Annotated in this window: 20 protein-coding genes; 2 read left to right on the top strand and 18 right to left on the bottom strand. The window is 50.1% G+C overall.

What is annotated here, in order from left to right; genetic code table 11:
- Window positions 1-92 precede the first annotated feature (92 nt).
- From ACR9Y8_RS28990 to ACR9Y8_RS28970, 5 genes are all read right to left on the bottom strand, one after another.
- The gene (locus tag ACR9Y8_RS28990) at window positions 93-1,238 is read right to left on the bottom strand and encodes a FecR family protein (RefSeq protein WP_481216800.1); all 1,146 of its coding nucleotides are present in this window, start codon (window positions 1,236-1,238) and stop codon (window positions 93-95) included.
- A 37-nt stretch (window positions 1,239-1,275) separates the two neighbouring features.
- Window positions 1,276-1,815 (bottom strand): RNA polymerase sigma factor, encoded by a 540-nt coding sequence (locus tag ACR9Y8_RS28985; protein ID WP_481216799.1) that lies wholly within the window; start codon window positions 1,813-1,815, stop codon window positions 1,276-1,278.
- Between the two features lie 35 nt (window positions 1,816-1,850).
- The gene (locus tag ACR9Y8_RS28980) at window positions 1,851-3,062 is read right to left on the bottom strand and encodes a hypothetical protein (protein WP_481216798.1); all 1,212 of its coding nucleotides are present in this window, start codon (window positions 3,060-3,062) and stop codon (window positions 1,851-1,853) included.
- Window positions 3,001-4,143: a hypothetical protein gene (locus ACR9Y8_RS28975; protein ID WP_481216797.1), complete on the bottom strand. Its 1,143-nt coding sequence runs from the start codon at window positions 4,141-4,143 to the stop codon at window positions 3,001-3,003. The genes ACR9Y8_RS28980 and ACR9Y8_RS28975 overlap by 62 nt, the downstream gene beginning before the upstream one ends.
- Before the next feature lie 529 nt (window positions 4,144-4,672).
- Window positions 4,673-5,641, bottom strand: coding sequence for a terpene synthase family protein (locus ACR9Y8_RS28970; protein ID WP_481216796.1), 969 nt, complete (start codon window positions 5,639-5,641; stop codon window positions 4,673-4,675).
- Window positions 5,642-6,157: 516 nt separating this feature from the next.
- Here ACR9Y8_RS28970 and ACR9Y8_RS28965 point away from each other — a divergent pair.
- Window positions 6,158-6,631, top strand: a complete 474-nt coding sequence (locus tag ACR9Y8_RS28965) for a GAF domain-containing protein (protein ID WP_481216795.1) — start codon at window positions 6,158-6,160, stop codon at window positions 6,629-6,631.
- 10 nt (window positions 6,632-6,641) lie between these two features.
- Here ACR9Y8_RS28965 and ACR9Y8_RS28960 read toward each other — a convergent pair whose 3' ends face one another.
- Entirely contained in the window at window positions 6,642-7,979 is a 1,338-nt protein-coding gene (locus tag ACR9Y8_RS28960; RefSeq protein ID WP_481216794.1) for a T9SS type B sorting domain-containing protein, read from the bottom strand.
- A 198-nt stretch (window positions 7,980-8,177) separates the two neighbouring features.
- On the opposite strand from ACR9Y8_RS28960, the gene ACR9Y8_RS28955 reads away from it, so the two are divergent.
- Window positions 8,178-8,927, top strand: coding sequence for a tyrosine-protein phosphatase (locus ACR9Y8_RS28955; protein WP_481216793.1), 750 nt, complete (start codon window positions 8,178-8,180; stop codon window positions 8,925-8,927).
- 6 nt (window positions 8,928-8,933) lie between these two features.
- Here ACR9Y8_RS28955 and ACR9Y8_RS28950 read toward each other — a convergent pair whose 3' ends face one another.
- The 12 genes from ACR9Y8_RS28950 to ACR9Y8_RS28895 form a co-directional block, all read right to left on the bottom strand.
- Window positions 8,934-9,827, bottom strand: a complete 894-nt coding sequence (locus ACR9Y8_RS28950; protein WP_481216792.1) for an alpha/beta fold hydrolase — start codon at window positions 9,825-9,827, stop codon at window positions 8,934-8,936.
- 123 nt (window positions 9,828-9,950) lie between these two features.
- Entirely contained in the window at window positions 9,951-11,582 is a 1,632-nt protein-coding gene (locus ACR9Y8_RS28945; protein WP_481216791.1) for an ArnT family glycosyltransferase, read from the bottom strand.
- The gene (locus tag ACR9Y8_RS28940) at window positions 11,576-12,703 is read right to left on the bottom strand and encodes a DegT/DnrJ/EryC1/StrS family aminotransferase (protein ID WP_481216790.1); all 1,128 of its coding nucleotides are present in this window, start codon (window positions 12,701-12,703) and stop codon (window positions 11,576-11,578) included. The genes ACR9Y8_RS28945 and ACR9Y8_RS28940 overlap by 7 nt, the downstream gene beginning before the upstream one ends.
- Window positions 12,704-12,720: 17 nt before the next feature.
- The gene (locus ACR9Y8_RS28935; RefSeq protein WP_481216789.1) at window positions 12,721-13,347 is read right to left on the bottom strand and encodes an acetyltransferase; all 627 of its coding nucleotides are present in this window, start codon (window positions 13,345-13,347) and stop codon (window positions 12,721-12,723) included.
- A 7-nt stretch (window positions 13,348-13,354) separates the two neighbouring features.
- Complete coding sequence (locus ACR9Y8_RS28930) at window positions 13,355-13,972, bottom strand: sugar transferase (protein ID WP_481216788.1); 618 nt, start codon at window positions 13,970-13,972, stop codon at window positions 13,355-13,357.
- Complete coding sequence (locus ACR9Y8_RS28925) at window positions 13,939-15,216, bottom strand: glycosyltransferase family 4 protein (protein WP_481216787.1); 1,278 nt, start codon at window positions 15,214-15,216, stop codon at window positions 13,939-13,941. The genes ACR9Y8_RS28930 and ACR9Y8_RS28925 overlap by 34 nt, the downstream gene beginning before the upstream one ends.
- 5 nt (window positions 15,217-15,221) lie before the next feature.
- Window positions 15,222-17,117 carry an alginate lyase family protein gene (locus tag ACR9Y8_RS28920; RefSeq protein ID WP_481216786.1) on the bottom strand — a complete coding sequence of 632 codons (1,896 nt, stop codon included), beginning with the start codon at window positions 17,115-17,117 and terminating at the stop codon, window positions 15,222-15,224.
- Window positions 17,114-18,244 carry a non-hydrolyzing UDP-N-acetylglucosamine 2-epimerase gene (wecB, locus tag ACR9Y8_RS28915; protein ID WP_481216785.1) on the bottom strand — a complete coding sequence of 377 codons (1,131 nt, stop codon included), beginning with the start codon at window positions 18,242-18,244 and terminating at the stop codon, window positions 17,114-17,116. Before wecB ends, ACR9Y8_RS28920 begins: the two co-directional genes overlap by 4 nt.
- Window positions 18,245-18,257: 13 nt before the next feature.
- Window positions 18,258-19,370 carry a glycosyltransferase family 4 protein gene (locus ACR9Y8_RS28910; protein WP_481216784.1) on the bottom strand — a complete coding sequence of 371 codons (1,113 nt, stop codon included), beginning with the start codon at window positions 19,368-19,370 and terminating at the stop codon, window positions 18,258-18,260.
- 11 nt (window positions 19,371-19,381) lie between these two features.
- Window positions 19,382-20,641: an O-antigen ligase family protein gene (locus ACR9Y8_RS28905; RefSeq protein ID WP_481216783.1), complete on the bottom strand. Its 1,260-nt coding sequence runs from the start codon at window positions 20,639-20,641 to the stop codon at window positions 19,382-19,384.
- 3 nt (window positions 20,642-20,644) lie between these two features.
- A complete protein-coding gene (locus tag ACR9Y8_RS28900; RefSeq protein WP_481216782.1) occupies window positions 20,645-21,550 on the bottom strand; it encodes a hypothetical protein in 906 nt (301 codons plus the stop codon).
- A 9-nt stretch (window positions 21,551-21,559) separates the two neighbouring features.
- Window positions 21,560-22,666, bottom strand: coding sequence for a TDP-N-acetylfucosamine:lipid II N-acetylfucosaminyltransferase family protein (locus ACR9Y8_RS28895; RefSeq protein WP_481216781.1), 1,107 nt, complete (start codon window positions 22,664-22,666; stop codon window positions 21,560-21,562).
- Between the last annotated feature and the right edge of the window lie 4 nt (window positions 22,667-22,670).

The following is a 22,670-nucleotide window of genomic DNA, read 5'->3' as shown; positions in this document are numbered from 1 at the left end:
GCATAGTGAAAGCATAGAGAAAGCATGGAGAAAGCATAGAGAGAGCATGAAGAAGACTGTTAAAATAGTATGAGCACCACTGCCTGAAATGATCATTTAAAATGCAACACGCCTTTATTAAAATAGTACTGCACACCCGAGGTGATTTCCAGATTAGTAAGAAAGCTCTCTAAAGGCTTGTTCTTTTCAATGGAGCCGGAAAAGGTTTGCTGCGCGAGCTCAGGATCGTCGAACACTACGTTTACATCAAACCAGCGGGGCAGCATGGCGGTAATCTCTCCCAGGGGGGCGTTATGAAAGTAACGCACGCCCTGCATCCAGGATAGTGCAATGCCTGCATCAAAGGGCTTTGTTTCAAAGCCGGGGCCGGGACGATAGATCGCCTGCTGCCCGGGACTAAGCGTTACTTCGCTGCCGCCGGCTGCCGCAGCTACTTTACCATCTACCAGGGCGAGGGTGGTGATAAGATCGTCATAGGCATTAATGTTAAAGGAAGTACCTAGCACCCGGATATCTGTTTTAGCGGTATGAACGATAAAAGGTTTGCTCACATCTTTCGCCACTTTGAAAAAGGCTTCCCCGGCAAGGTACACTTCCCTTTTGCCGGTGGCGAAGGAGAAGGGGAAACGAAGAGAGGAAGCGGCATTCAGCCATACCTCAGTACCATCTTCCAGCACTATTTTATAGTCCAGGCGGGCAGGTACCGTGAGCGTATTCCAGGCATGCATCACTTCTCCGGTGCTGGCATAGCTCAGCTGCTTTCCTTTTATGTTCAGGGCAGTGGCGCCTACTTTAAGCTGGCGGGCAGCGGTATCTGAAAGGTTAAGGGTAGCGCCGCCTGCCAGTGTTAACTGTACACCGGCAGGGGCGTTTATTGCCAATTGAGGTGTAGCCTCGGGGGCGGTTGTGTGACGGAAATACCACCAGGAGACAAACAGGCATGGCAGACATACTGCTGCTACAGCCATCCATTTTTTAGGAAAAAAAAATGAGCGGTTGCTTCCGGCGCCGGCGCGGAATTTAGCCGCTACCTGCTGCCAGGCCTGTTCATCATCCAGCCTGTTAAAAAACGCCCTTCCCTTGTCCGTTCCCAGCTCGCGCTGCACTTCCTCCCACATTCGCAGGATCTCCAGGTCGTTCCTGATGGCGCTTTCGATCAGCTCGTTATCTGCCTCGCTGATCGTTCCGGCAAACTTTTCAATCAGCAATTCCCGAATATGTTCTTTATTACATTCCATCGTATACAAGACGTTATTTCAGAAAAAATGGGTGAACCTATCTAAAATTCATAAATCCTGCGCGCAGCTCTTTTACCGCCAATTTAAGGTGTGTTTTAACGGAGTTCGTGGTGATATGCATGATCCTGGCGGCCTCCTTGTACTTTTTCTTTTCCAGGTATACGAGGTTAAAGGCCTGCTGCCGTTGCGCAGGCAGCTCATTGATAATGGCATGCATATTCTTCGCTGATTCATTCTCTATAACAACATTCCTGTCTGTTTTATAATCCAGTGTGCTTACGTAGCGGTTGAGCCGTTTATTATTGACCTTCTTCTTTTCCAATGCCATCAGGCATTTGTTCTTAACAGCGGTGTGAAGGTATGACTTCACGGAAGAGCGGATCTGGTGGAACAGCTGTTTATCCCAGATCTCTATAAAGAGAGACTGTACCTGGTCTTCTGCCTCCATTTCATCTTTCAGGATGTAGTAGGCATGAAGATTTAATATTTTATAATACTTCCTGAACAACTGCTCATAGGCGGCAACACTACCTGCCTTCAACTGCTCCAATAGAAAATTATCGTCGTTATTCTTCATGGTTATGACGGGTTACAGGGTATTTTTCATAGGATCTATACTGCTTTACTAAGAGTAACGTTTATAAACCAGTCAGCGCTGTCATATTTTTCGCATACGGCGATATTGGTGGCCGCATCTGCAAGATTAGTAAATATTATTTTACTGCCAACGGGCACGCCTGCATAATTTGTATTCAGCCAGGTTTTGGTGAGCGTAGTGGTATCTACCACTGCATTAATGTAAGTATAGCCCATCTGCGCGGGGGCCAGGGTGCCATCCAGCGCGGCGGTGTTGATATAGGGCACCACCATCATAAATGCCAGGTCAAATCCTTCTGTTGCGGCCGCGCAATAGATCTGTCCCAACATACCATCAGGGCCAAAGGTAGTGTCTACCCCCACTCCTATTACCTGCCAATCTGTACCAACCGTATAGAGCATAACGGCTGCAAAACCACTGCCGCCATCACTTCTTTCGAAGCCGATGGAGATATTCTGTATAGTGGTGAGCGAACGTACTTTAGCGTACAGCTTCCATTTGGCTTTCGGGAAGAACTGGTTGATGAGAAATTTATTACTGCCACTGCCCAGGGGAGAACGTATGGCTTTTTTGCCGCTGGTAGGGAAACGCATATAGCCATTCACTTCCAGCAGGGAGGGATCGTCAAAGCGGGGCGCAGCATTGGTAACGCCCTGGTAGATATTGGAAGTAGCCGGGTAGAACAATACGCCCCTGCCCTGGTAGGGCGTGGTAGGGTTACCGAAGAACAGGTAATCCGGGTAGAAGCCGCCAAAATTGGTGGGCACGGTATTCTTGTGATAATAGCTGATAAACCGGGCACTGTCTGTACCATTTGTAGAGCGGTTGAAGAGGATGGTATTATTTACGCCGCCATCTGTTACGAACACTTCTTTCACGCCGTCTGTAGCGATGGTGATATGGTTGCCGTCGCCGGTCATTCTCAGGGCCTGACCATCATCTATATCTACTTTATCGATCCTGCTGTAATTGGTGGCGAAGGTCATAAAACCGGCGGTGGCAGCGCTGTTGCCGAACTGCATACGGGGACCGGAGAAGATGGTCATGCTCCTGCCGGAGATGTAAACGTATTCCTTTCCTGCCATATAGGCCTGGTCGAAAGGGCCTTCTGTGAACATATCCTGGAAGGAGCAGCTGAAGGGCTCATAGCGGGTGGAAGACACATCAGCCAAAAATGCGGATGGCCACGCGGCTGGTCTGGCATGCCCAGGTGTTGATATGGCCATAGGCCATATTGGGCACACTGAAGGCTACGCGGCGGCAGTTGGCAGTGATCAGGTGATTAGCCGCCCATTCATCGCAGGCGTATTCAATGGTATGGGCGCCCGCCGGTACTACGTAGATCTCCGGTGTGCCTGTAATGGTAAGGTTCGTAATAGCGGCGCCGTTAGGCGTTGCGGCCAGCCGGAAGGTGGTGGGCGTTTGTCCTACTACGTAATAGCGGAAACGGGGCCTTATTTCGGCAATGCTGCCATCGTTGGGGTCAAAGATCAGCGCCACCTGTTTGTTGGCCGCATAGCCATGCTCTACGGCCGTGGTGAATGTGCCGGTAACGGGATCAAATGCGCTGACCACGCGTGGGATCATGATATTATGGGTTTCTGAGGTACCACAGATGATGCCGTAGTCCATATTCCGCATTTCTGTTTTCACGCCGAAGTTCACCTTATAGGCGGCACCGCTAAAAAAGATACCGGTATCGCCGAAGCCGGCGGCGAGCCCGCCGGTGGTACGCTCAATATAGATCTTATCGAACATCAGTCCCACTACCGCGGGGAAGTGAAAAGCGCAGATGCCTATCCTTTCACCGAAGAGCCCTATACGGAGATATTTGGGGCGCGCGTCTACCGGGTTGGTCAGGCGCAGGCGCAGATTACTGATGTAGATCTCTGTGGCCACCACATACCCCGGCTCTCCTACTCCTTTCCAGTAAAATATATCCTCGCCGGCTATATTCTGCATGATCACGCGCGGGCCGTTGCCTTCGATAGTGAATACGCCGGTAATATCTACCCTGCCGGTTACATAAGTCCCGTCTGGTATGAACATCACCCTTCTGAAGGAAGCGCCTTTGATATAGGTGGCACAATTGTTAAATGCGGCGGTGTCGATCGTTACGTTATCTCCTTTGGCTCCGAACCAGCGCACACTTACTTTGTCTGTTGTGATCACCCGGATCCACCTGCCCGTGTTCGTACAGTCATATTGTGCATCCTGTATGGTAACGCCGCCGTCATCAGCGGCAGTGGAAGTTGCGTTCCAGTAAAATTCGCCGCCTCCACTGTCCCCGGGGGCCCAATATCCCAAAACGTAAGTTAATTCGTTGGTACAGGGGCGTTTTTTGTTTGCTCTCAAATCAGCTATGGAGTTAAACTGCATGTTATTAAAATTTAAATATTAATGCCTCTTGTGATCGATCATCATATAAATAATGACTGCTTTTTTTTGAAAAAGGGTGAAGCATTAAAGTATTAAAGTGTGGAATTAAATATAGACGTCCCCGTGAGCCTGCCTGTTGTGTATGATACGCCTGCGGCAGTGTTTCACTGCCTTTCGTTATATTCTGATAAGGGCAAAAAATGTTTGGAACAGGTGTTTACGTTAGTATCAGCTGTTTCATAACATGGAGGTTATTTTGTACTTAAATTTAAGTATTAAACGCATCATGGCAGTGATGTTGAATTCGCTTTTACTGATCAGAAATTAACAAAAAGTCCATGGTCCATGGTCCATAGCCCATAGCGTACTCGGTTGTTTACGGATCTTCCTGATTTTAATGTATATCAGCATAACCGGGCATGCTATGGACCATGGACCATGGACTATAAACTATAACCTACGCAAGCACCTGTGCGCCTTCTACTTTGTAGCGGCCGGTATCCAGTACGCTCCAGTCGTAATTACCGGTGATCCAGGAGCGGAGCACGGCTACATAGCGGGTCAGTTCGCGGTCGGTGATCTCATCGAAGGAAGGCAGCAACTTTTCGAGTGCGGCAAACAGTCTTACTTCATCGTCGTGCATGCGCACGGTTTCGTCAATGGCAGCCTGCATGGAGAGGTTGCGTTCTTTCATGAGTGCCAGCACAAGGTTGTGCACATCGCCTTGTTCGGCTTCTTTCCTGCAGGACATAATATCGTTGGTCCAGCAAACGATATTGTTACAGGCAAGGGCCAGGCGTTGTACCATGGCGTGTTGCAGCACCTGGTCGGGCAGGTCTACCTTTTCACTGATGGAAACGAATTCGAGGTCTACGAACAATGCGCCGGTGTAAGGCCGCATGATCACGTAATCGGCTACAGAGGGCGCACGGCCGGCAGCCCTGTTACCTGCCTCCCAGAGGCATGCTTTGAAATACTCTTCCATGCTGCGTATAAAGCGCTGGCGCCAGGCAAAGCGGCTCAGCGGCAGCAGGCGTTGCCAGATGTCTGCCAGGGCTAACGCAAAGGCGCCTCCTTTTTCGGGCATGGCGATCTCACGGGTAAGGATCTCCGTAAAGTAAGCGGTCACTTCGTGGAGGCTGGAGGCTTGGCGGCCCATCTGTGCTTCGTCGCAAAGGTCGTCGTGGAGGAACAACCAGGAATTGAAGTTGCAAAGGATGCAAAGCTCTTCAAAGCCGGCGTTCGGAAACGTTCTGGCAACCAGCCAGGCGAACTTTGATTTTTTGAAACGGGCGAGTGCTTCTTCTGTTTTCAGCAGTCCGAAGGTTTGGGCCCAGAGGATGTTCTGCTCGTTGGCATTGGCGGCAAAACGGTTTACAAGCGAGGGGAACGGATATTGCATCCGTGGCATTTGGATAGTCTGCATGATTATAAGGGATTTAATGGTTATAAATGGGCCTTTAGCTGTTGGCTATCAGCGGTTGTTTGTTGGCAATAGGCATCTGGCAATAGGGCAATTAACGGCCAGCAGTTAGCGGGCGGTGGGTTTGCGGGAATGCAAACGAGCCACTGCATAACCGTGGTAAGAGGAGTGAACGGATAGTTGAAGTGCAGGAAATGCCGTCACTAATGATCACTGCCGGCATTATGAGAATAAGGCATCGGTTTTTGTTGGCATATGTCGTTTAATGGCAAAAAAAACAGTGATCGTCCACCTCAATAAATAGCAGCCGGGCATGGGGGAGCATGAATAGGGTTCATATGAGCATTATTTACGCGTTGTGTCTTTTGTTGCTGTGTCTTTTTCCTATCATATTATTACGGGGGAAAGCTCAATAGGGTTATTGGCCATTTGCTAATTTGGATGACTTTCCCCCCTCATATGCCTTATAAATTTACAAAACTTTTAGTTGAATTTAGTTGAGCAGCCTACATTTGCATTATGGCAGAAGATCTGAATATCATCAGCGGGAACAAGACTGAAAAGTACGAATCATTGATCCCGCAAATTAAAGGGCTCCTGGAAGGAGAACCCGATGTTATAGCTAACCTGGCGAATGTTTCAGCGGCATTAAAAGAACAATTCGGATGGCTGTGGACGGGCTTTTACCTGGTAAAGGGCCAGGAGCTGGTGCTGGGCCCCTTCCAGGGACCGGTAGCCTGCACCCGTATAAAATACGGGCGCGGTGTATGCGGTACCAGTTGGGAACAGGCGCGCACACTGGTAGTACCGGATGTGGAAAAATTCCCGGGCCATATTGCCTGCAGCAGCCTTTCCAGGTCTGAGATCGTTGTGCCGCTGATCAGGAACGGCGTTGTGGTGGGCGTACTGGATGTAGATAGCGAGCAGCCGGATCATTTCGATGAAACAGACCAGCAGTACCTGGAAGCGATAGTAGCCCTGCTGGAACTGTAAAACTCCCGGCTTACCTTACCAGCATAAAAGCGCCGGTGAGCTCCTGCGTTTCGTTGTTGCGGTCCGTATAGGTACATACGTAGACATAGTGCTGTGCCGGCGCAGCGCTTCCTTTATAAGCGCCATTCCAGCCGGCATTGGGATCATTGGTACGAAACACCAGTGATCCCCAGCGGTTGTAAATACTGAGCTGATAGTTGTGGACATCGTCATACACTTTGGGGCGAAAAACATCATTGGCGCCATCACCGTTAGGGCTGAACGCATTAGGAAGCATTACAAAACAATGCGGATAGGGAGAAGTGATATCGGCAGCTCCCCTGATATAACATTCACTGCTATCTTTCATCTCGTAGTAATAGCTGCCGGGAGACAGTGCTCCCAGTACGCTGTCGGCCTGCCAAAGGCCATTATCCAGGCGATATTCATATGGCGGTGTACCTCCTGACAAACCCAGTATAATCTTACCGTTATTTACGTCCCCGCAGCTGCAGGGCTTAACCGTTACACTGCGGAGCTGCAGCGGTGGAGGTACGTTGGCGCTGCCCTGGGTACTGATCCCCTTGCTGTCTGTTACCTGCAGATCGTATCTGCCGGCGGCCAGGTTTACCAGCGTTGGCGTATTGCCGTTTTCCGGGGACCATTGATAAGTATAGGGTGGATTGCCGCCGGAGACCTTCACCCTGACTGCGCCGGTATTGTCCACACAGGCAGGTGTGATGCTGAATGCCAGCTTCGGATGCTGATAGAGCCAGGGAGCAATATTATCGATGAGCACCGCCACCCCATGGAGACTTTTATTGCAATCCGTGGGATAATAGGCCACAATAGTAAGCCAGGAGTAATCGGCAGCAGGGGTGAACGAAGCATCGTGCCGCCTCCAGCTGGTGTCATAAAAATTACCCGAAGACCACAGCAGCTCCTTCAACTCACCCTCCTGGCTGCCTCCGTAGACAGCGAGATTAGCGTAGCAGGCTTCGTAAGCATAGAGTGGTGGAAAGGCCAGATCAAAATAAATGCTATACTGATAACCGGCCTTCATACTGTGAGCCAGCTGTTGTGATATACCTTCTGTATAATTGGGGCCGCTATGCAGACCAACATAGGTACGGCCGGCTGAAGCAGGTTTTGTAATGTTGTAAATGCCCGGCTGCGTATCCGCAGTTTGTACCGCCTTCCAGCCCGGCGGCGCTTTTCTTTCAACAGGGACGCCTTCCAAAGAAGGATTGGTGATGGGAATGTGTTGGGACAGCACGCGATTACCGGCTCCCTGCAGCAGCATGCAGGTCCACAGCAGGATGATGCGAAAAGATAATATCAACGGTTTGGGTGTATTCCCTGGTCCCATAGGAAATGATTTGCGTCACGGGTATTTTCACAGGATTAAGGGGCTATTGATCTAACATTCAGGTGGCAATCAATGAATAGAATAGGACTACTAATATAAATATATACATAATCTTAATCTAATCAATAACATTTTTGATAAAATACAGGAAAAAGGAATAAAATTTGTATCAATTCTGGCCTCTAAACAGATTACCTAATGTTCTTATTTAAGCGGAAAACCAGGGAAGCACTACATAAAGGTCTTTTGTCCTTTATGGGCACAGACATTCATTCTCATTTGGTACCAGCAGTAGACGACGGCGTACAGGATGTAGAAACTTCGCTGACTTTTATTGAGCAACTCCACGAAATGGGCATCGGGAAGATCGTTACCACCCCACACATCATTATGGACCGCTATCCTAATTCAGTAAATACGCTCACCGGCCCTTACCTGAAAGTACAGGCCGCCCTGCAGGAAAGAGGCATTGACATTCCCTTTTCATTTGCAGCGGAGTATTATATGGATGAGCAATTTGAAGAACTGATCCCCTCTTCTCCGCTGCTTACACTGGACGGCAAAATGGTGCTGGTAGAAATGTCTTTCATGCAAGCGCCGCCCCAGCTGCACCAGTGGCTGTTCAACCTTATTGCACAAGGCTATCAGCCGGTACTGGCGCACCCGGAGCGTTACTCACATTACCATAACAATTATCATCAATATACCCAGCTGAAGGAATGGGGATGCCTGCTGCAAATGAACCTCTTATCTGTCACCGGTTATTACGGCAGACATATTCAGAAAGTAGCTGAAAAGCTTATGGCAGACCGCCTGGTAGACCTGATCGGCACAGACCTTCACCACCACCGGCATATGGCCACCATGCAGGGCATTGCAAAAGATAAGAAGCTGGTGAAAACACTGGAGCAGTATGGTTTCCGTAACAGGGAGCTGATACCCGCATAGATACTTTTAGCTGATATGATGTTGCTGCAGGAACTGAGCGATCAGTGATGCGATCAGCGTACCATCTTCTTCCAGCACAAAGTGCCCGGTATCCAGCAGGTGCAGCGCTGTATGCTGCAGGTCTTCCTGGTAAGCATAGGCCCCGCTTGCAGGAAAGATCTCATCATTTTTACCCCAGGTGATCAATGCGGGCGGCTGGTACTTACGGAAATAAGCCTGCCATTCAGGATACAAAGGGGGGTTAGTGCTGTAGGAATAAAAGAGCGCCAGCTGTATATCCTGGTTACCGGGGCGATCCAGCCCTGCCTGGTCAATGATCCAGTTGTCCGGACTGATGACTTCCGCATCCCTTACACCAGTAACATATTGCCAGCGGGTAGCTTCCGGCGTAAGTAAACCTTTCATGGCGCTGATGTTGGCCGGATCTTTAGGATCTGCCCAATAAGCCTTTATCTGGTCCCAGAAGGGAGATAAGCCCTGCACATAAGCATTCCCATTCTGGATCAGCAGCGCCTGTACCTTTTCAGGATGTTTAACGGCAATACGATAACCCACAGGTGCGCCATAGTCCATTACATACAAACTATATTTCTGCAGGCCTTTTGCGGCGATGAATTGCTCTACTATTGCAGCGAGATTGTCAAAGCTGTATTCAAATTCACTAACAAGGGGCATGGAGCTGTTACCGAAACCCGGGTAGTCAGGCGCCAGCAAATGATACTTGTCTCCCAATGCGGCCATCAGGTTCCTGAACATATGAGAAGAAGTAGGGAACCCGTGTAATAAAAGGATCGTTGGCCTGGCAGGATCACCCGCTTCCCTGTAAAAGATATCGAGCCCGTCTATGCGGATGCTGCGATGTTTGACCTGTGCTGTTACTGCATGAACGGCTGTTTCCATGTTATTTACATTTAATGTACTAACTAGTACAAAATAGATTAAAAAAAATAGCTTCCTCCCACAAATGTATATTATGTACTTAATAGTACAAAATAAATTAAAGAAATTATTTTCAGGGGCTGCTTAGTTTTTTTGATGCACATACTGTTCGTTGATCTTATATACCGCTACCGCCGGGGATAAGTATACCAGCTGGAAGTTAGCAGGAATGCGGGTGCTGTTCTTATTGAGCAGAAAGGAAAACTGTGGTAAACATTTGGCCGCCCAGCGATCGTAGATAAGGTAATCTACTTTCAGATTATTGATGTTAATGGTAGAAGGAAAGCGGGGCGCATGATCTCTTACTTTGTAGCTCATTCCCTGGTAGGTTACGAGCCCGTTCAGATCGCCTTCATAGTAGGGCGGCAGCATAATATACCCCGAGCGCAGGTAATAGGCCCTGGCAGGGTGAATGGTCATTACCACTTTATGTTCCAGGTTACCTTCACGGGCTTTAATGGCCTCGACTATCTGCCTGTTCTCTTCCATACCGGTAACATCGCTCATGTAATTGTTCAGCTTCCAGTTAGTATAGCTTACATCAAGGCCTATCACCACCACTATCGCCGTCAGTATAACAGGCCTGTATTTTCGAAACAGGCTGGCGTCCTGGCCGAGCCGGTAGATGGCGTAGGCGCCGTAGATCACTACCAGTACGATCCAGCTTATAAACACCTCGTCGAAAACAAAAGCCTGTGATACCAGCAGTATGTAACATACCAGCGCGATCAGTACGGGCAGGAAAACGCGATCACGCAACAGCAGTAGCTGCCGGCGATACTGTTTGTAAATGAGCAAGCATATAGCGGCGATGCAAATGACGCCTGTTAACTGGCTTTTCGTCGCAATGAGGAAGAGGCTTTTGACAAGATTCCTGGAAAAGTTAAGCAGGTAGCCTCCCGGCCGCTGCAGCATAATGTCTCCTATTGACTGCACGCCATCTATACCTGACCAATACCACCACCATCTGCTTCCGGTACCGGAAAATACGCCGGCGCCTATATTCATATATTGCCAGGTGGAGAGCGGCGACCCGTTGTCAAGATAATTAACGGCCCACCAGGGACTGGATACCAGTACAAAACCGGCCACGATGATCCCTGCATAGAGAAAAGCACGGCGGGGCCTGTAAAAACAGAAAAGCGTAATTACAAAAGCAGGGATCAGCGAATAACTGGTATAACGGGAAAGCCCTGCCAGTCCGCACACTACGCCCGTGAGAAAATACCGGGCCACATTGTCTTTCTCCAGGCTTTGTAATAACAGAAAGATGGCCAGCACATAGAACAGGGCATCGATCATATGGTTCTCGGCCTTTATGCTTAGCAGCACAAACATAAAGTTAGTGGCAATGAGCAGCTGGGCCAGACAGGCGATCATGTTGTTCTGTGAGAGCTTGTACACAAACCTGTGCGCTATCAACAGCAACAGGGAGGCAGCGACCACGGAAATCAGCCTGGCGGCTTCCGCGCCATCCATCCATCTGCCTAATGCACCGCTCAGCAAGGGGTATAAAGGCGGCCAGAAGTGAGAACCCCATCCGCGGTAACCGTTGCCGCGGTAGATGTCTTCACCTGCGAAGTAATGCATGGCGCCATCGAAATCAGCAAACAGGTAGTGCTGATGTGTAACAATGATCATGCAAATACCATAAAGAACAGGGATCAGCATACCATTGTAGAGTATCTTTTTTATGGTTAAAGGATATGTTACCATAAGGCTTTAATAAGACCGGCTATATAATCTAATTGCTCCGACTGCAGGCTGGAACCACTTGGCAGGCATAGACCCTGTTTAAAGAGACTTTCTGCAACATTATTTACATAGGCCGGAGCGCCCGCAAATACCGGTTGCAGGTGCATCGGCTTCCACAAAGGCCGGGATTCAACGTTGACCTTTTCCAATGCCAACCTGACTGTTTCCCGGTCAATACCACCGCTGGACGCAGGATCTACCAGGATAGTGGTCAGCCAGCGGTTGCTGAAGCAGTCTTCCGGCTCTGTGGAGAACTGCAGCCCCGGCAAAACGGAGAGATGTTTAAGATACCGCTGATAGTTGGCCCGGCGTTGTGAAACACGGCAGTGCAGCACCTGCATCTGTCCGCGGCCGATACCAGCGCAAACATTGCTCATACGATAATTGAAGCCTATATGGCTATGCTCATAATGCGGCGCCGGATCACGGGCCTGCGTGGCCAGGAAACGCGCCTTCGCGATCATCTCTTCCTCCTCTCCTATCAGCGCGCCGCCTCCACTGGTGGTGATGATCTTGTTGCCGTTAAAGCTAAGAATGCCCAGGCGGCCCAATGTGCCGCAGGCTTTTTCTTTATAGACGGAGCCGAGCGCTTCAGCGGCATCTTCTATTACAGGTATGTCATATTCTGCGGCAATCTGCAGGATCTCATCCATCTTTGCGGGCATACCATACAGATGCACCGGGATGATCGCCTTGGGCTTTTTGCCTTTTGAAAGCCTGTCTTTTATGGCCTCTTCCATCAGCAAAGGATCCATGTTCCAGGTATCAGGCTCGCTGTCTACAAATACCGGCGTGGCGCCCTGGTATATGATGGGATTGGCGGATGCAGAGAAGGTCATGCTCTGGCAGATGACCTCATCGCCCGGCTGTACGCCCAGGAGAACCAGCGCCAGGTGCAGGGCTGCTGTACCGGATGATAGCGCCGCCACATGCCCCGCGCCTGTAAAGGCGGCCAGGTCTTCTTCAAACCCGTTTACGTTAGGGCCCAGGGGGGCGATCCAGTTGGAACTGAATGCCTCCTTTACATATTCAAACTCCTGTTCTCCCATATGGGGAGGCGAGAGCCATATTTTTTGGTGCATAAACATATACAATGGTGTTAAGAAGCCAGGGTTCCTTTGCTATATTTAATGATCCTGCCGGGGTTGCCTACGATCACGGCATTATCGGGCACGTCGGTGATCACTACGGTACCGGCGCCAATCGTGGCCCATTTGCCGATGATGATACCCTGTATCACACAAGAGCCTATACCCAGGTGGGTGCCCTCTCCTACCTTCACATTACCTGCCAGCGCTACATTGGGAGAAACATGCACAAAATTGCCCAATTCACAATCGTGGTCTACAGAGCAATTGGTGTTGAGGATAACATGTTCGCCCACACTTACGTCAGCGTTTATGGTCACACCTGCCATTACTACGCTGCCCTCTCCTATCGTACTTCTTTTGGATACGCTGGCAGAGGGATGTACGGCAGTGGCAAAGGGCACATTAAGCCGGAGCGCCACTTTACGGCGATTATCGTTATTACCGATGGAGATGATCACCTGCGCGTTGCCGCTTAGTTTAGCGGCGTCAAATTCACCCAGCGCGGGGTAGTCCAGCAATCCTGTGATAGCAGGGTTATCATCGAAAATGCCCTGGACAGTGTCGCCGTTCTGTTCCAGAATTTCGGCGATCACTTTTCCATGGCCGCTGGCTCCGTACAAATACACTTTATTCATATGCTGTTCATATAATTGAGTTCCCGGTAAATTTTTCCACCGTTGCATGTCCCTGCTGCGTAATGCCTTCCGCCCTGCATACCTTGAGCAGGGTAAGCCATATGATCCGGAGGTCCAGCACAGGGCTGATGTTCTCCACGTACCATACATCATATTCAAACCTTTGCTCCCAGCTGATAGCGTTGCGGCCATTCACCTGTGCCCAGCCGGTAATGCCGGGACGCACGGCATGCCTTCTGCGCTGCACATCGTTGTACAGCGGCAGATATTCCACCAGCAAGGGGCGTGGCCCTATCAGGCTCATATCGCCCTTTACAACGTTGACCAGCTGGGGCAGTTCATCCAGCGAGCTTTTGCGAACCAGACGGCCCAATGGGCTAAGCCGCTGCGCATCGGGCAGGAGCTTACCGGATGGATCCCGTTTATCCGTCATGGTTTTGAACTTCATCAGCACAAACACCTTCCCGTTAAGACCCGGCCGCTGCTGAAAGAAAAAAGGCTTTCCGCCGTTGACGATCCATAACAGCACCGTCAGCGGCAGCCACACCGGCAGCAGCAACACCAGCAGGATGAGTGCAACAAGCCGGTCGGTCAATGGCTTGATGATATCTTTATATCCAGGCATTTTTCTTCTTTCATTACTTTTTGCTCTAAATGTTCGAGGTAACGTGCGGCCAATACCTGCCTGTCAAAATTTGCCCGTGCAAACCGGAAACCGCTTTCTCCTTCCCGTAAAAGGCGTTGCGGATCCTGCAGGTATTCCCGGATGATGCGGCTATATTCTGCAATGTTCTCCGGCTCCACATAAGTACCCGCCCTGGCGGTTTCCACCAGCTCGCGCGATACGCCGTCTATGGCCATGAGGATGGGTTTCCTGCAGGCCATATAATCAAAGGTTTTGTTGGAATACACTGTTTTGAAGGTATCCACTTTCTTCAGCACAGAGGCGCCCATGTCGGATGCCAGGATGTATTTGAACACCTCCTGTTTAGGCACCGGGTCGAGGAAGCGTACATTACGCACGCCCTGTTCTGCCGCGAGCTTTTGCAAACGAGGTTTCTCCATGCCTTGTCCTATCAGCAGGAACAACACCGGGGTATCTTCCAGTTGCCGGCCAGCGTCCAGTATCTGCTCAAGATGGTTTGCCACCCCGTGCGCTCCTACGTAAGTGATCACAAACCTGTTCTCCAATTGATGCTGGCGGCGGAAGGCGGCCGTATCGAAAGAAGACAGCAGGTGATCTGACAATGAAAAATCTGCTGCATTCGGGATCAGTATCAGCTTACTTTCAGGCACCTGCTTACGATCGCGCAGGGAGTTATAAAATGCAGGCGTCAGCACATTGATCAGCGTAGCCTTTTTGTAGATGAATTTTTCAAACCAGTAGGCCAACCTGATGATCAGGCCATTCTTCAACACGCCGGTATCTATGGCAGATTCAGGCCAGAGATCCCGCACTTCAAATACCAGCGGCATGCGTTTAAAGCGTGACAGCAGGTAGCCGGAAAAGCCTACGAACAAAGGCGGAGAGGTTACGATCACCACATCGAATTTCGCGGTGGTTTTAAACAGTCCGGCCCAGAGTGAGGAGAACATAAAAGAGAAATATCCCCAGAGGCGGCCCATGAAATTCCTGTTGTAAGATTCTGAGACATGGCAGCGCCAGACGTTCACCTTTCCCTGCTGCCGCTGCTTAAAGTATCGTCCTTTGTATTCCGGCCGCTTTTCTGCGCCGTTAGCATGGATCATGCCTGCCAGCACGGTCACCTGGTGGCCCGCATCTGTCCAGGAACGGGTGATCTCATTCCAGCGGGAACCGCCCGGATCATCTTCTTCTAAAAAATACTGGTGGATCAAAAGAATATTCATAGCCTTTATATTACACTGATCTCAGTGGTGATCTTATCGCAATCTGTTGTAAAAACGATCTCCGTGCTTGCTTCCATTATCCCGTATAAGGCAGCATGCTTACCGGCCCGCCGCTGCGGCTGCAGCAGCTTACCGCCACGGTCATAACTGCTCCACTTCAAACGTTCAGGCACCGGAGTATGCCAGAGCTGATGCATGAGCAGCCCGGGCGGTTTATTGTGTATGTGATCTTCAACGATCCAGACAGGACGATCTTTCATTTTCCTGACGCGGCGAAAATGCCGGATACCTCTTCCCACATGCCGGAAAGCGGTGATCACGCCTTCCCAGATGTACTCGGTACCTGTTTCGCGGAGGCTGGCGCTTTCGCACTGGGTCCAGTTATACCAGATAAAGCGGGGGCCTTTTTCCATCTGGTCGTGATCCCCCAGCATCACCGTGTTATGAGAGGCAGTGCCCATGAAATATCGCAGGGTTGCTTCATCTGTATTGTATTTATAACTGCCCGCATCCATCAGGACGTTCATGCCTTTGTACCAGATATCGAGATGAAGGTTGTCCGCCTGTGAGGGACGGTCTTTATGATTGCCGCAGCGCAGGAAAGTAAGCCCGTCTTTTTCCCTGCATATGTAGTAACCGCCGGCAGTGAACTGGTAGCAGGACTTAAAGGGCTGCAGCACCGGCGTTAGGCGGTTGCCCGGACGAAGGCCATACCAGTAGACATCTTCGCAGGTTTCCGGCACGGCGGCATCCATATCGAGCAACACGGCCAGGGCCTGGAGCTGCGGACGATAGTCGCGATAGTGGCGCTCGTTAAGACGGAAGAAAAGCGCGCCGTCGTTAGCGCCGTAATTGGGCAGCCAGCCGTTGCTATCGTTCATGGCTGCACGTAAAAAAACAAGTGATTGCCTGCTTTGCTCCAGCACCATACCGCTCCACTGTTCCCCGTTCAGCTGCGCCAAACGTAATGCCCAGGTAAGCAATTGTACCACTACCCGGTGATAGTTCATGGAGAACTGCAGGAAGGAGCCATCTGCATATACCTGGTAGGCTATTTCCTGTTCGAACCAGTATTTGCCGCTGGCCTTCCATTTGGCGGCCCCCGGCAATTGGGGATAGAGCAAACCACCCAGGTACAAAGCCAGGGTTTCGGTGATAGCGTGATTGTTACGGACCGCTATCCTGGAGAAATTGATATTCTCATATACGTGATGCAGCTGCCAGTAAATAGCATACTGGATCTTATCAAACACTTCACTGGTGAGCGCGGCTGCGTTACGATAGTAGAAGAGCGCAAAAGTCCAGTTCAAGACGCGGAGGCTGATCTCCTGGCTGCATTTATAATGGGGGCCACAATTTACCTGGTTGGCGTTGATCCATGACAGGATCTCTGCAAATACCCAGGCGCTGCAATCCTCATTGTAGTGATAATCGTAGCGGATCACATCGTACAGGTAGGCGAAGCGGGCCTTTTCCCATACATACTTGATATCGCCGGCTTCGCGGGAGTAATCGTTGATGGTGGTCCAATGGCGGGCAGCATCATAGATATAACCGGTATCAGGGTTCTGCATCCAGTTATGCTGCTGTCCGAGGTCCAAAAGCGGGCCATTGAAAAAAGGAAAGCGTCCCTGCCTGATCTGCTGGTATCTTTCTTTCAGGGAAGGCAGCGGCACTTTAGGTACGATCATTTCGTCGCGGCTGCGAAAAAAGAAGCGCACCGAAGATGCTTTCCATTGTTCCAGGGAAAGGTATTGCACAAAAGGCGGGGCTTCAGGAAAATTCTTTCTGAGCCTGCCGCTTTTCAGCTGCAGCTCATAAACTGAACGGAAGGCCATGTATCTCCATCCCATATTGCGGGCTACATCCACACTCCTTTTTAAAGTATTCCATTGGTTCATACTACGATCGCAGATTGAGGTTTAAGACTGAAGAGCGCTACCAGTTTATCAGCAATACGTTCTGCTGTATGGCCGTCCCACAGGGGCGGTATGCTGCCCTGCTTCCATTTGCCTGCAAAAAGCAGGTCCATGGCCGGCGCCAGTGCGGCGGGATCTGTTCCCAGGAGCATGTTGGTACCGAGGGTACAGGTTTCCGGCCTTTCAGTACTATTGCGCAGGGTCATGCAGGGCACGCCCATCACGGTAGTTTCTTCGGTAATACCCCCTGAGTCTGTGATCACGGCTTTGGCCCTTTCTACCAGGTAGTTGAACTCGAGATAAGCCAGCGGGGTGGTAAGATACAGCAGGGGATGCGCCAGGGCGATACGTTCCAGCTGTTTGGCCGTGCGGGGATGCACCGGGAAGATCACGGGCAGGCCATGATTATTGCGCATGATCTCGTTGATGAGCAGCGCAAGGTGCGCTTCTTCATCCACGTTAGCAGGGCGGTGCAGGGTCATTACCAGGTATTGCTGCGGCGACAGGCCCGCCTCCTGCCAGATGGGCGGTTGTATAAAACGCTCCCGGTGCCTGAGCAGGGTATCTATCATGGTGTTGCCTACAAAGAAGATCTGATCAGGTGTTTTGCCTTCCCGTTGCAGGTTCTCATTTGCAATATCAGAGGTAGTAAAAAAGTAATCGGTGATCGCGTCTGTCACCATGCGGTTGATCTCTTCCGGCATGGTGATATCGCCGGAGCGGATACCCGCTTCTACGTGCGCTACTTTCACCAGCATCTTTTTAGCTACAATAGAACATGCGAGCGTAGAAGTAACATCGCCTACTACCAGTACCAGCTGGCTGGGATACGCGGCAAGGTCTTTTTCAAAGCGCAGCATGATGTTGGCAGTTTGCTCTGCCTGCGAGCCACTGCCTGATTCCAGGTTGATATCGGGCTGTGGAATGCCCAGCTGCTCAAAAAAGGATTGACTCATGTTGGCGTCATAATGCTGGCCGGTGTGCACCAGGCGATAGCTGATCTCAAAGCCCTGCTGCTGCTTTTGCCGGAGAGCGGCAATAATGGGAGCAATTTTCATAAAATTGGGCCGGGCGCCTGCAACGATGGTAATCTTCAAATTTACTGACATGGCTATCGATTTTTTACCTAAGGATGGATAAAATATTCTTGGCTACTACCTCCGGCGTATAACCAATATGCCGCACACTTTCAATACAGCGCTCGCCAACTGCATCTTTCTTTTCAAAGATCAGCTCACGCCATTTTATGATCTTCCGCCTGAGATCTTCAACATCATATTTGTGGTAATAATCCCCGTTCACTCCTTCCTGCAGGATCTCTATTTCGGGGCCATGGGCGCGCAAGTCGCCATGCGTGATCACGGGCACGCCAAAAGACATGGCATGGATCAAGGTAAGGCCGGCATCCCCGGGTATTACACATAAATGCGAACGCTGGTAATATGCTTTCAGGGCTTCTCCATACAGCGCGCCGGTTAATGTTATCCCTTTGATACCCTGCCGGTCTATCATCTGCTGCAGGCTGTCTTTTTCGGGACCGTCGCCTACTATTGCGCATTCAAAACGCATGCTTTCCTGCAAGCCCTGCAGGGCGGCTATCAGCACGGGCAGCTGTTTCCTTTTGGTGAGCCTGCCGGAAAATATGATACGCAGCACATCAAAATCTTTTTTTATAGCCCCGCTCTTAAAGCCGTAATCTTCGTTGTTCAGGGCATTCCCCACTACCACGATGGGCACCTTTACATTCATATTGATGAGGTCTGATTTACCACGCCCTGAGTAGACCAGGATGCCGTTGCTCCTGTTATAGAAAAACCTTCTGAACAGCTGTCCGAAGCGCCCCTGGTGGCCGGCTACGCCATGGCCCCACCAGTACACCTTTTTTCTCAGGATGTATTTGGCAAATAGAAATGTCCAGATCGTGGAGATGATATGCGGATCAAAACCGAAAAAGATGATGTGTTCCGGCTTTGTTTTTAACAGGGCGGCAATACTGCCTGGCTGAAAGATCATGCGATGATTGAACAGGCGGAGGGTGGCCAGCTTTGTGTAGGAGATAGCGTGCTGGTAACGGCTATCGGGTATAAAATTTTCCAGGGCGGTGTAGGCGGTACCGGTAGAACAGATAATGTGGAAATCTACATTGCTATCATTCCACAAGTGCTCGAAAAGTGTTTTCCGGTAATGCACTAATGATGGGTAAAACAAGCTTACTACACTTTTGGCTTCAGACATATTCGATCGCTTTAATTCTGGTTAGCTAATATCCTGGGCATATGCCAGCTTCCTCCATAAGCTGCTTTGCTGCTATACTTTATACTGTATTCAAATGCATATAAAAGTCCTAAGGAGAACCATATCCAGCTGGAATTATACAGGCATCCGCTGAACATGTTCTGGGTGAAGCTCTGTACATAGATCACGCCCAGCCATGCGTATTGCGGGTTATGCCTGAAGATCCAGCACACCGTCCTGAAACCGCCGATGATCATCATGGTAAAAGGGATCAGGCCGATGATGCCTGTTGAAAGTAACACTTCCACTATAATATTGTGGGGATACATGCGGAATGCTTCCACTTCGAGGAAGTTGCCAAAGACCGGGTTGTCTGCAAACTGCTCCAGCCCGCTCTTCCACATTTCCAGGCGTACGGCGGATTCTGTTTTAGCGGAAATGTCTGCGCCGATGTTAGTAAACCGGTCTACCAGGCTGCTTCCGAACATCTCTCCCAGGTAGATGCCAAGGGCTGCTATTACCAGCACCAGTACTATCATCCGTATACTGGCCACGATATTCCACTTGCAGAGGAATAGCAGCACAAAAGGCAGGAAGAGTGCCAGGATGGATCCCCTGGATGAGCCCAGGTAAAAAGGGATCAGGCAAAAGCCAATGGTTGTCAGCAGCAATAATCTGGAGAAGAACTTCACCTTGTTCTCCATCAGGTAACTGATAGCCACTCCCAAGCCCATTGTTCCGCAGTATGAGAGGATCAGGGGAGATACGTAGGTGATGCCATCTTCCCCCGTTTTGCCAATCCTCCCAACGGTGCCGATCACGCCGCGGAAATATATAAGAGTGAGCACCGCCAGCGCCAGGCAGGATAGCAGCACTGCATTCCTGATCATACTATAATCTTTCACGCTGAGCTTCAGGCTGCCAAGGATCAATACAGGCAGCAGCGCGAAAGCCAGGAAATAGAGCAGGATCTCCGCTACGCCTACATGTGGCGTATGGCCTTTGAATATTTCGATGATGATACGTGCCAGGTAACATGCGGCGAAAAGGATGAAAGGAAACAGCCGTTCATTCCTGAAAATCTTTCCCTGCAGGCAAAGCGCGCCGACAAGGCAGGCTAAAATAAGCAGGCGGATGGGTATGGTAAGCTCTCTTGACAGCGACAGCATACCCATGCCAGATAATACTACCAGGCCCGCAGAATAGCCTGCGAAGTTGAGAAAGTTCGCCAGGAACATTAAATATGCTCTTATCCTGTTCACGTATGCCATAGATCATTTATCTTTTTTAAGAAAAGGCCCCAGGTAATTCACGATAATACTGTCCCGGTCTGAACCGCCGCTGCCGGGCGTTGCAGAAAAGGCCCTTGCCTGATTACGGTCGTTGCCGGGCGTGCCTTGGGCCACTGGCCCGCCTTCCCACCATATCAAACCGTTGATCTTTTTACCCTGGTAATTATACTTGGTGAGAAAGTCGAGGTAACGCTGCATTTTGTCTTTGGAAAGCACTGCCATCCCGAAGCTTTTGTTGCCCGGATGTACCTTGTACCAGAAAAAGGGGATCACCTCTTTGTTCAGGCGCTGGCCGCTGTTTAAGGCCTGGTCGAGGTTCTGCTTCAGGTAATCCATGTTTTTGGGAGCGCCCACCTGTTCGTCTGTATACACGATATAGAACGAGGGGGTGATCACATCGCAGCGGGACAGCAATCCGTCGAGGTTGGCGGCATCCTGTGTTTTTCCGCTGTTGCCAAAGAACCTGAAAGGCAGGCCGTAGATGCCTACCCTTACCTTGGGGCGGAATGTTTTAACGGCATTGATCACCTGCACATATTTAGCCACTGCGGCCTGGAACTTCGGATCGTTCTTATCATTCTTCAGGTCGTTATATGGCTTGGCTTCCCAGTCGATGATGAACAAGCCGCTTGCATCCGCATCCGGGTAGAACTTTGCTGTATAGCGTTTAATGGATTCCTCATCTACTTCCTGGTCTTTATTAGGGTCTATTACCGATTGGGGAAGCAAATGCGCTTCCTTTCCATTATTGCTCAACACATAGTCGCATACATTCTTACTATAGTAAGCAGGAAAGATATAGATATTGAACCCGGCATCACCTGTCTGCCCCGCAGCCATTAGCGGCAGCAGGCAAGACATGACCAACAATACTGACAGATATTTCATAAAATATTTTTAATCCATCACGATAAAGTCTTTCCATTGATCCAACAATCTTTTCTTATCAACAAATTCCAGGAACATCCGCTGGTTCTTCAGCTTCTGTTGCTCGCTGATCGCTGAAACCAATTCTTCAAAACTGTAACGGGGCAGGTCTTCGATCCTGCAGGCCTTTACCTGCATGTATTGCAGCCATTCCATGTTCTTGCCATCCCCGTCGAGGAAAACACTGCCTTTGTACAGAATAGTGCGGTAAATGGCGCCCAGTCCGGCTTGTCCTTTACCTGCTATCAAGGTAACATCTACTGATTTCATGACGCCTTCATATTCATCCTTGCTGAGCAGCTGGGTAATGGGCACAAACTTATCGCCGAACATGGCTATACCTGCTTCCAGTACCCGGCGGATATATTGCTTGTCGTCTGAACCATAGTTCAGGAAACAGATCACGCGGATATTCCTGTCGGCATGGCGGCTCAGTTGCTGTAAGAGCGCAACGTGATTGAGATAAGGCGTGGCGCGATGGCCTACCAGCACGTTCACCTTATCTGCACTAAAATAGGGGGCAATATGATCCAGCTCTTCCAGGTTGTAGTTTGAAACGTAAGGAATGAGATGTGCTTTACCATCCACCCTGAACCTGGCCTTCAGATCGTTCTTGTCAGACGACATGAGGCAGTTGATCTTATTGAAGGAATTGTACAGGCGTTTTTTCATGATGTTCTGCAAAGCCCCTTTTTCTTCTATGCCGCTACCCCAGCATACCCAGGAAAAGCGCCGGGCCTGATAGGTATAAAGGGTAGACAGCAGGTACCATAATTTCAGTACAATGCCATGGATAATGAACTTGCTGTTCCTGTTGTTTAACATCCTGTTCATCCGGGCCAGCAGCGGGCCCCAGCTGTCTTCTATGAGCTCAAATTTATCTGCGCCTATCTCATCGATCAGCTTCTTATACCTTTCATATACATCCGGCGAATAGCTGCACAATACAAAGCGGGTTGGAATACCGAACCGGAGGCCGATGTCGCGGAACTGTGTGATGAAGCCCGGCACCAGGTGGATCTGCCTGGCGTTAAAGATGTGGTATACTAAGCGGTTGTTACTACATTCTGCTGGCATTCCA

Source organism: Chitinophaga sp. SVR4-12A, assembly GCF_056754765.1.
This window is presented reverse-complemented; position numbering and strand designations above follow the sequence as displayed.

What these genes read in the sequence shown, in the direction of transcription:
- wecB (WP_481216785.1), bottom strand. Translation starts at nt 18,244, where the DNA reads ATGTCAGTAAATTTGAAGATTACCATCGTTGCAGGCGCCCGGCCCAAT.
- ACR9Y8_RS28910 (WP_481216784.1), bottom strand. Translation starts at nt 19,370, where the DNA reads ATGTCTGAAGCCAAAAGTGTAGTAAGCTTGTTTTACCCATCATTAGTG.
- ACR9Y8_RS28960 (WP_481216794.1), bottom strand. Translation starts at nt 7,979, where the DNA reads ATGGGACCAGGGAATACACCCAAACCGTTGATATTATCTTTTCGCATC.
- ACR9Y8_RS28980 (WP_481216798.1), bottom strand. Translation starts at nt 3,062, where the DNA reads ATGGCCATATCAACACCTGGGCATGCCAGACCAGCCGCGTGGCCATCC.
- ACR9Y8_RS28900 (WP_481216782.1), bottom strand. Translation starts at nt 21,550, where the DNA reads ATGAAATATCTGTCAGTATTGTTGGTCATGTCTTGCCTGCTGCCGCTA.
- ACR9Y8_RS28955 (WP_481216793.1), top strand. Translation starts at nt 8,178, where the DNA reads ATGTTCTTATTTAAGCGGAAAACCAGGGAAGCACTACATAAAGGTCTT.
- ACR9Y8_RS28895 (WP_481216781.1), bottom strand. Translation starts at nt 22,666, where the DNA reads ATGCCAGCAGAATGTAGTAACAACCGCTTAGTATACCACATCTTTAAC.
- ACR9Y8_RS28985 (WP_481216799.1), bottom strand. Translation starts at nt 1,815, where the DNA reads ATGAAGAATAACGACGATAATTTTCTATTGGAGCAGTTGAAGGCAGGT.
- ACR9Y8_RS28930 (WP_481216788.1), bottom strand. Translation starts at nt 13,972, where the DNA reads ATGCCTGGATATAAAGATATCATCAAGCCATTGACCGACCGGCTTGTT.
- ACR9Y8_RS28905 (WP_481216783.1), bottom strand. Translation starts at nt 20,641, where the DNA reads ATGGCATACGTGAACAGGATAAGAGCATATTTAATGTTCCTGGCGAAC.
- ACR9Y8_RS28965 (WP_481216795.1), top strand. Translation starts at nt 6,158, where the DNA reads ATGGCAGAAGATCTGAATATCATCAGCGGGAACAAGACTGAAAAGTAC.
- ACR9Y8_RS28925 (WP_481216787.1), bottom strand. Translation starts at nt 15,216, where the DNA reads ATGAATATTCTTTTGATCCACCAGTATTTTTTAGAAGAAGATGATCCG.
- ACR9Y8_RS28950 (WP_481216792.1), bottom strand. Translation starts at nt 9,827, where the DNA reads ATGGAAACAGCCGTTCATGCAGTAACAGCACAGGTCAAACATCGCAGC.
- ACR9Y8_RS28990 (WP_481216800.1), bottom strand. Translation starts at nt 1,238, where the DNA reads ATGGAATGTAATAAAGAACATATTCGGGAATTGCTGATTGAAAAGTTT.
- ACR9Y8_RS28945 (WP_481216791.1), bottom strand. Translation starts at nt 11,582, where the DNA reads ATGGTAACATATCCTTTAACCATAAAAAAGATACTCTACAATGGTATG.
- ACR9Y8_RS28940 (WP_481216790.1), bottom strand. Translation starts at nt 12,703, where the DNA reads ATGCACCAAAAAATATGGCTCTCGCCTCCCCATATGGGAGAACAGGAG.
- ACR9Y8_RS28935 (WP_481216789.1), bottom strand. Translation starts at nt 13,347, where the DNA reads ATGAATAAAGTGTATTTGTACGGAGCCAGCGGCCATGGAAAAGTGATC.
- ACR9Y8_RS28920 (WP_481216786.1), bottom strand. Translation starts at nt 17,117, where the DNA reads ATGAACCAATGGAATACTTTAAAAAGGAGTGTGGATGTAGCCCGCAAT.
- ACR9Y8_RS28970 (WP_481216796.1), bottom strand. Translation starts at nt 5,641, where the DNA reads ATGCAGACTATCCAAATGCCACGGATGCAATATCCGTTCCCCTCGCTT.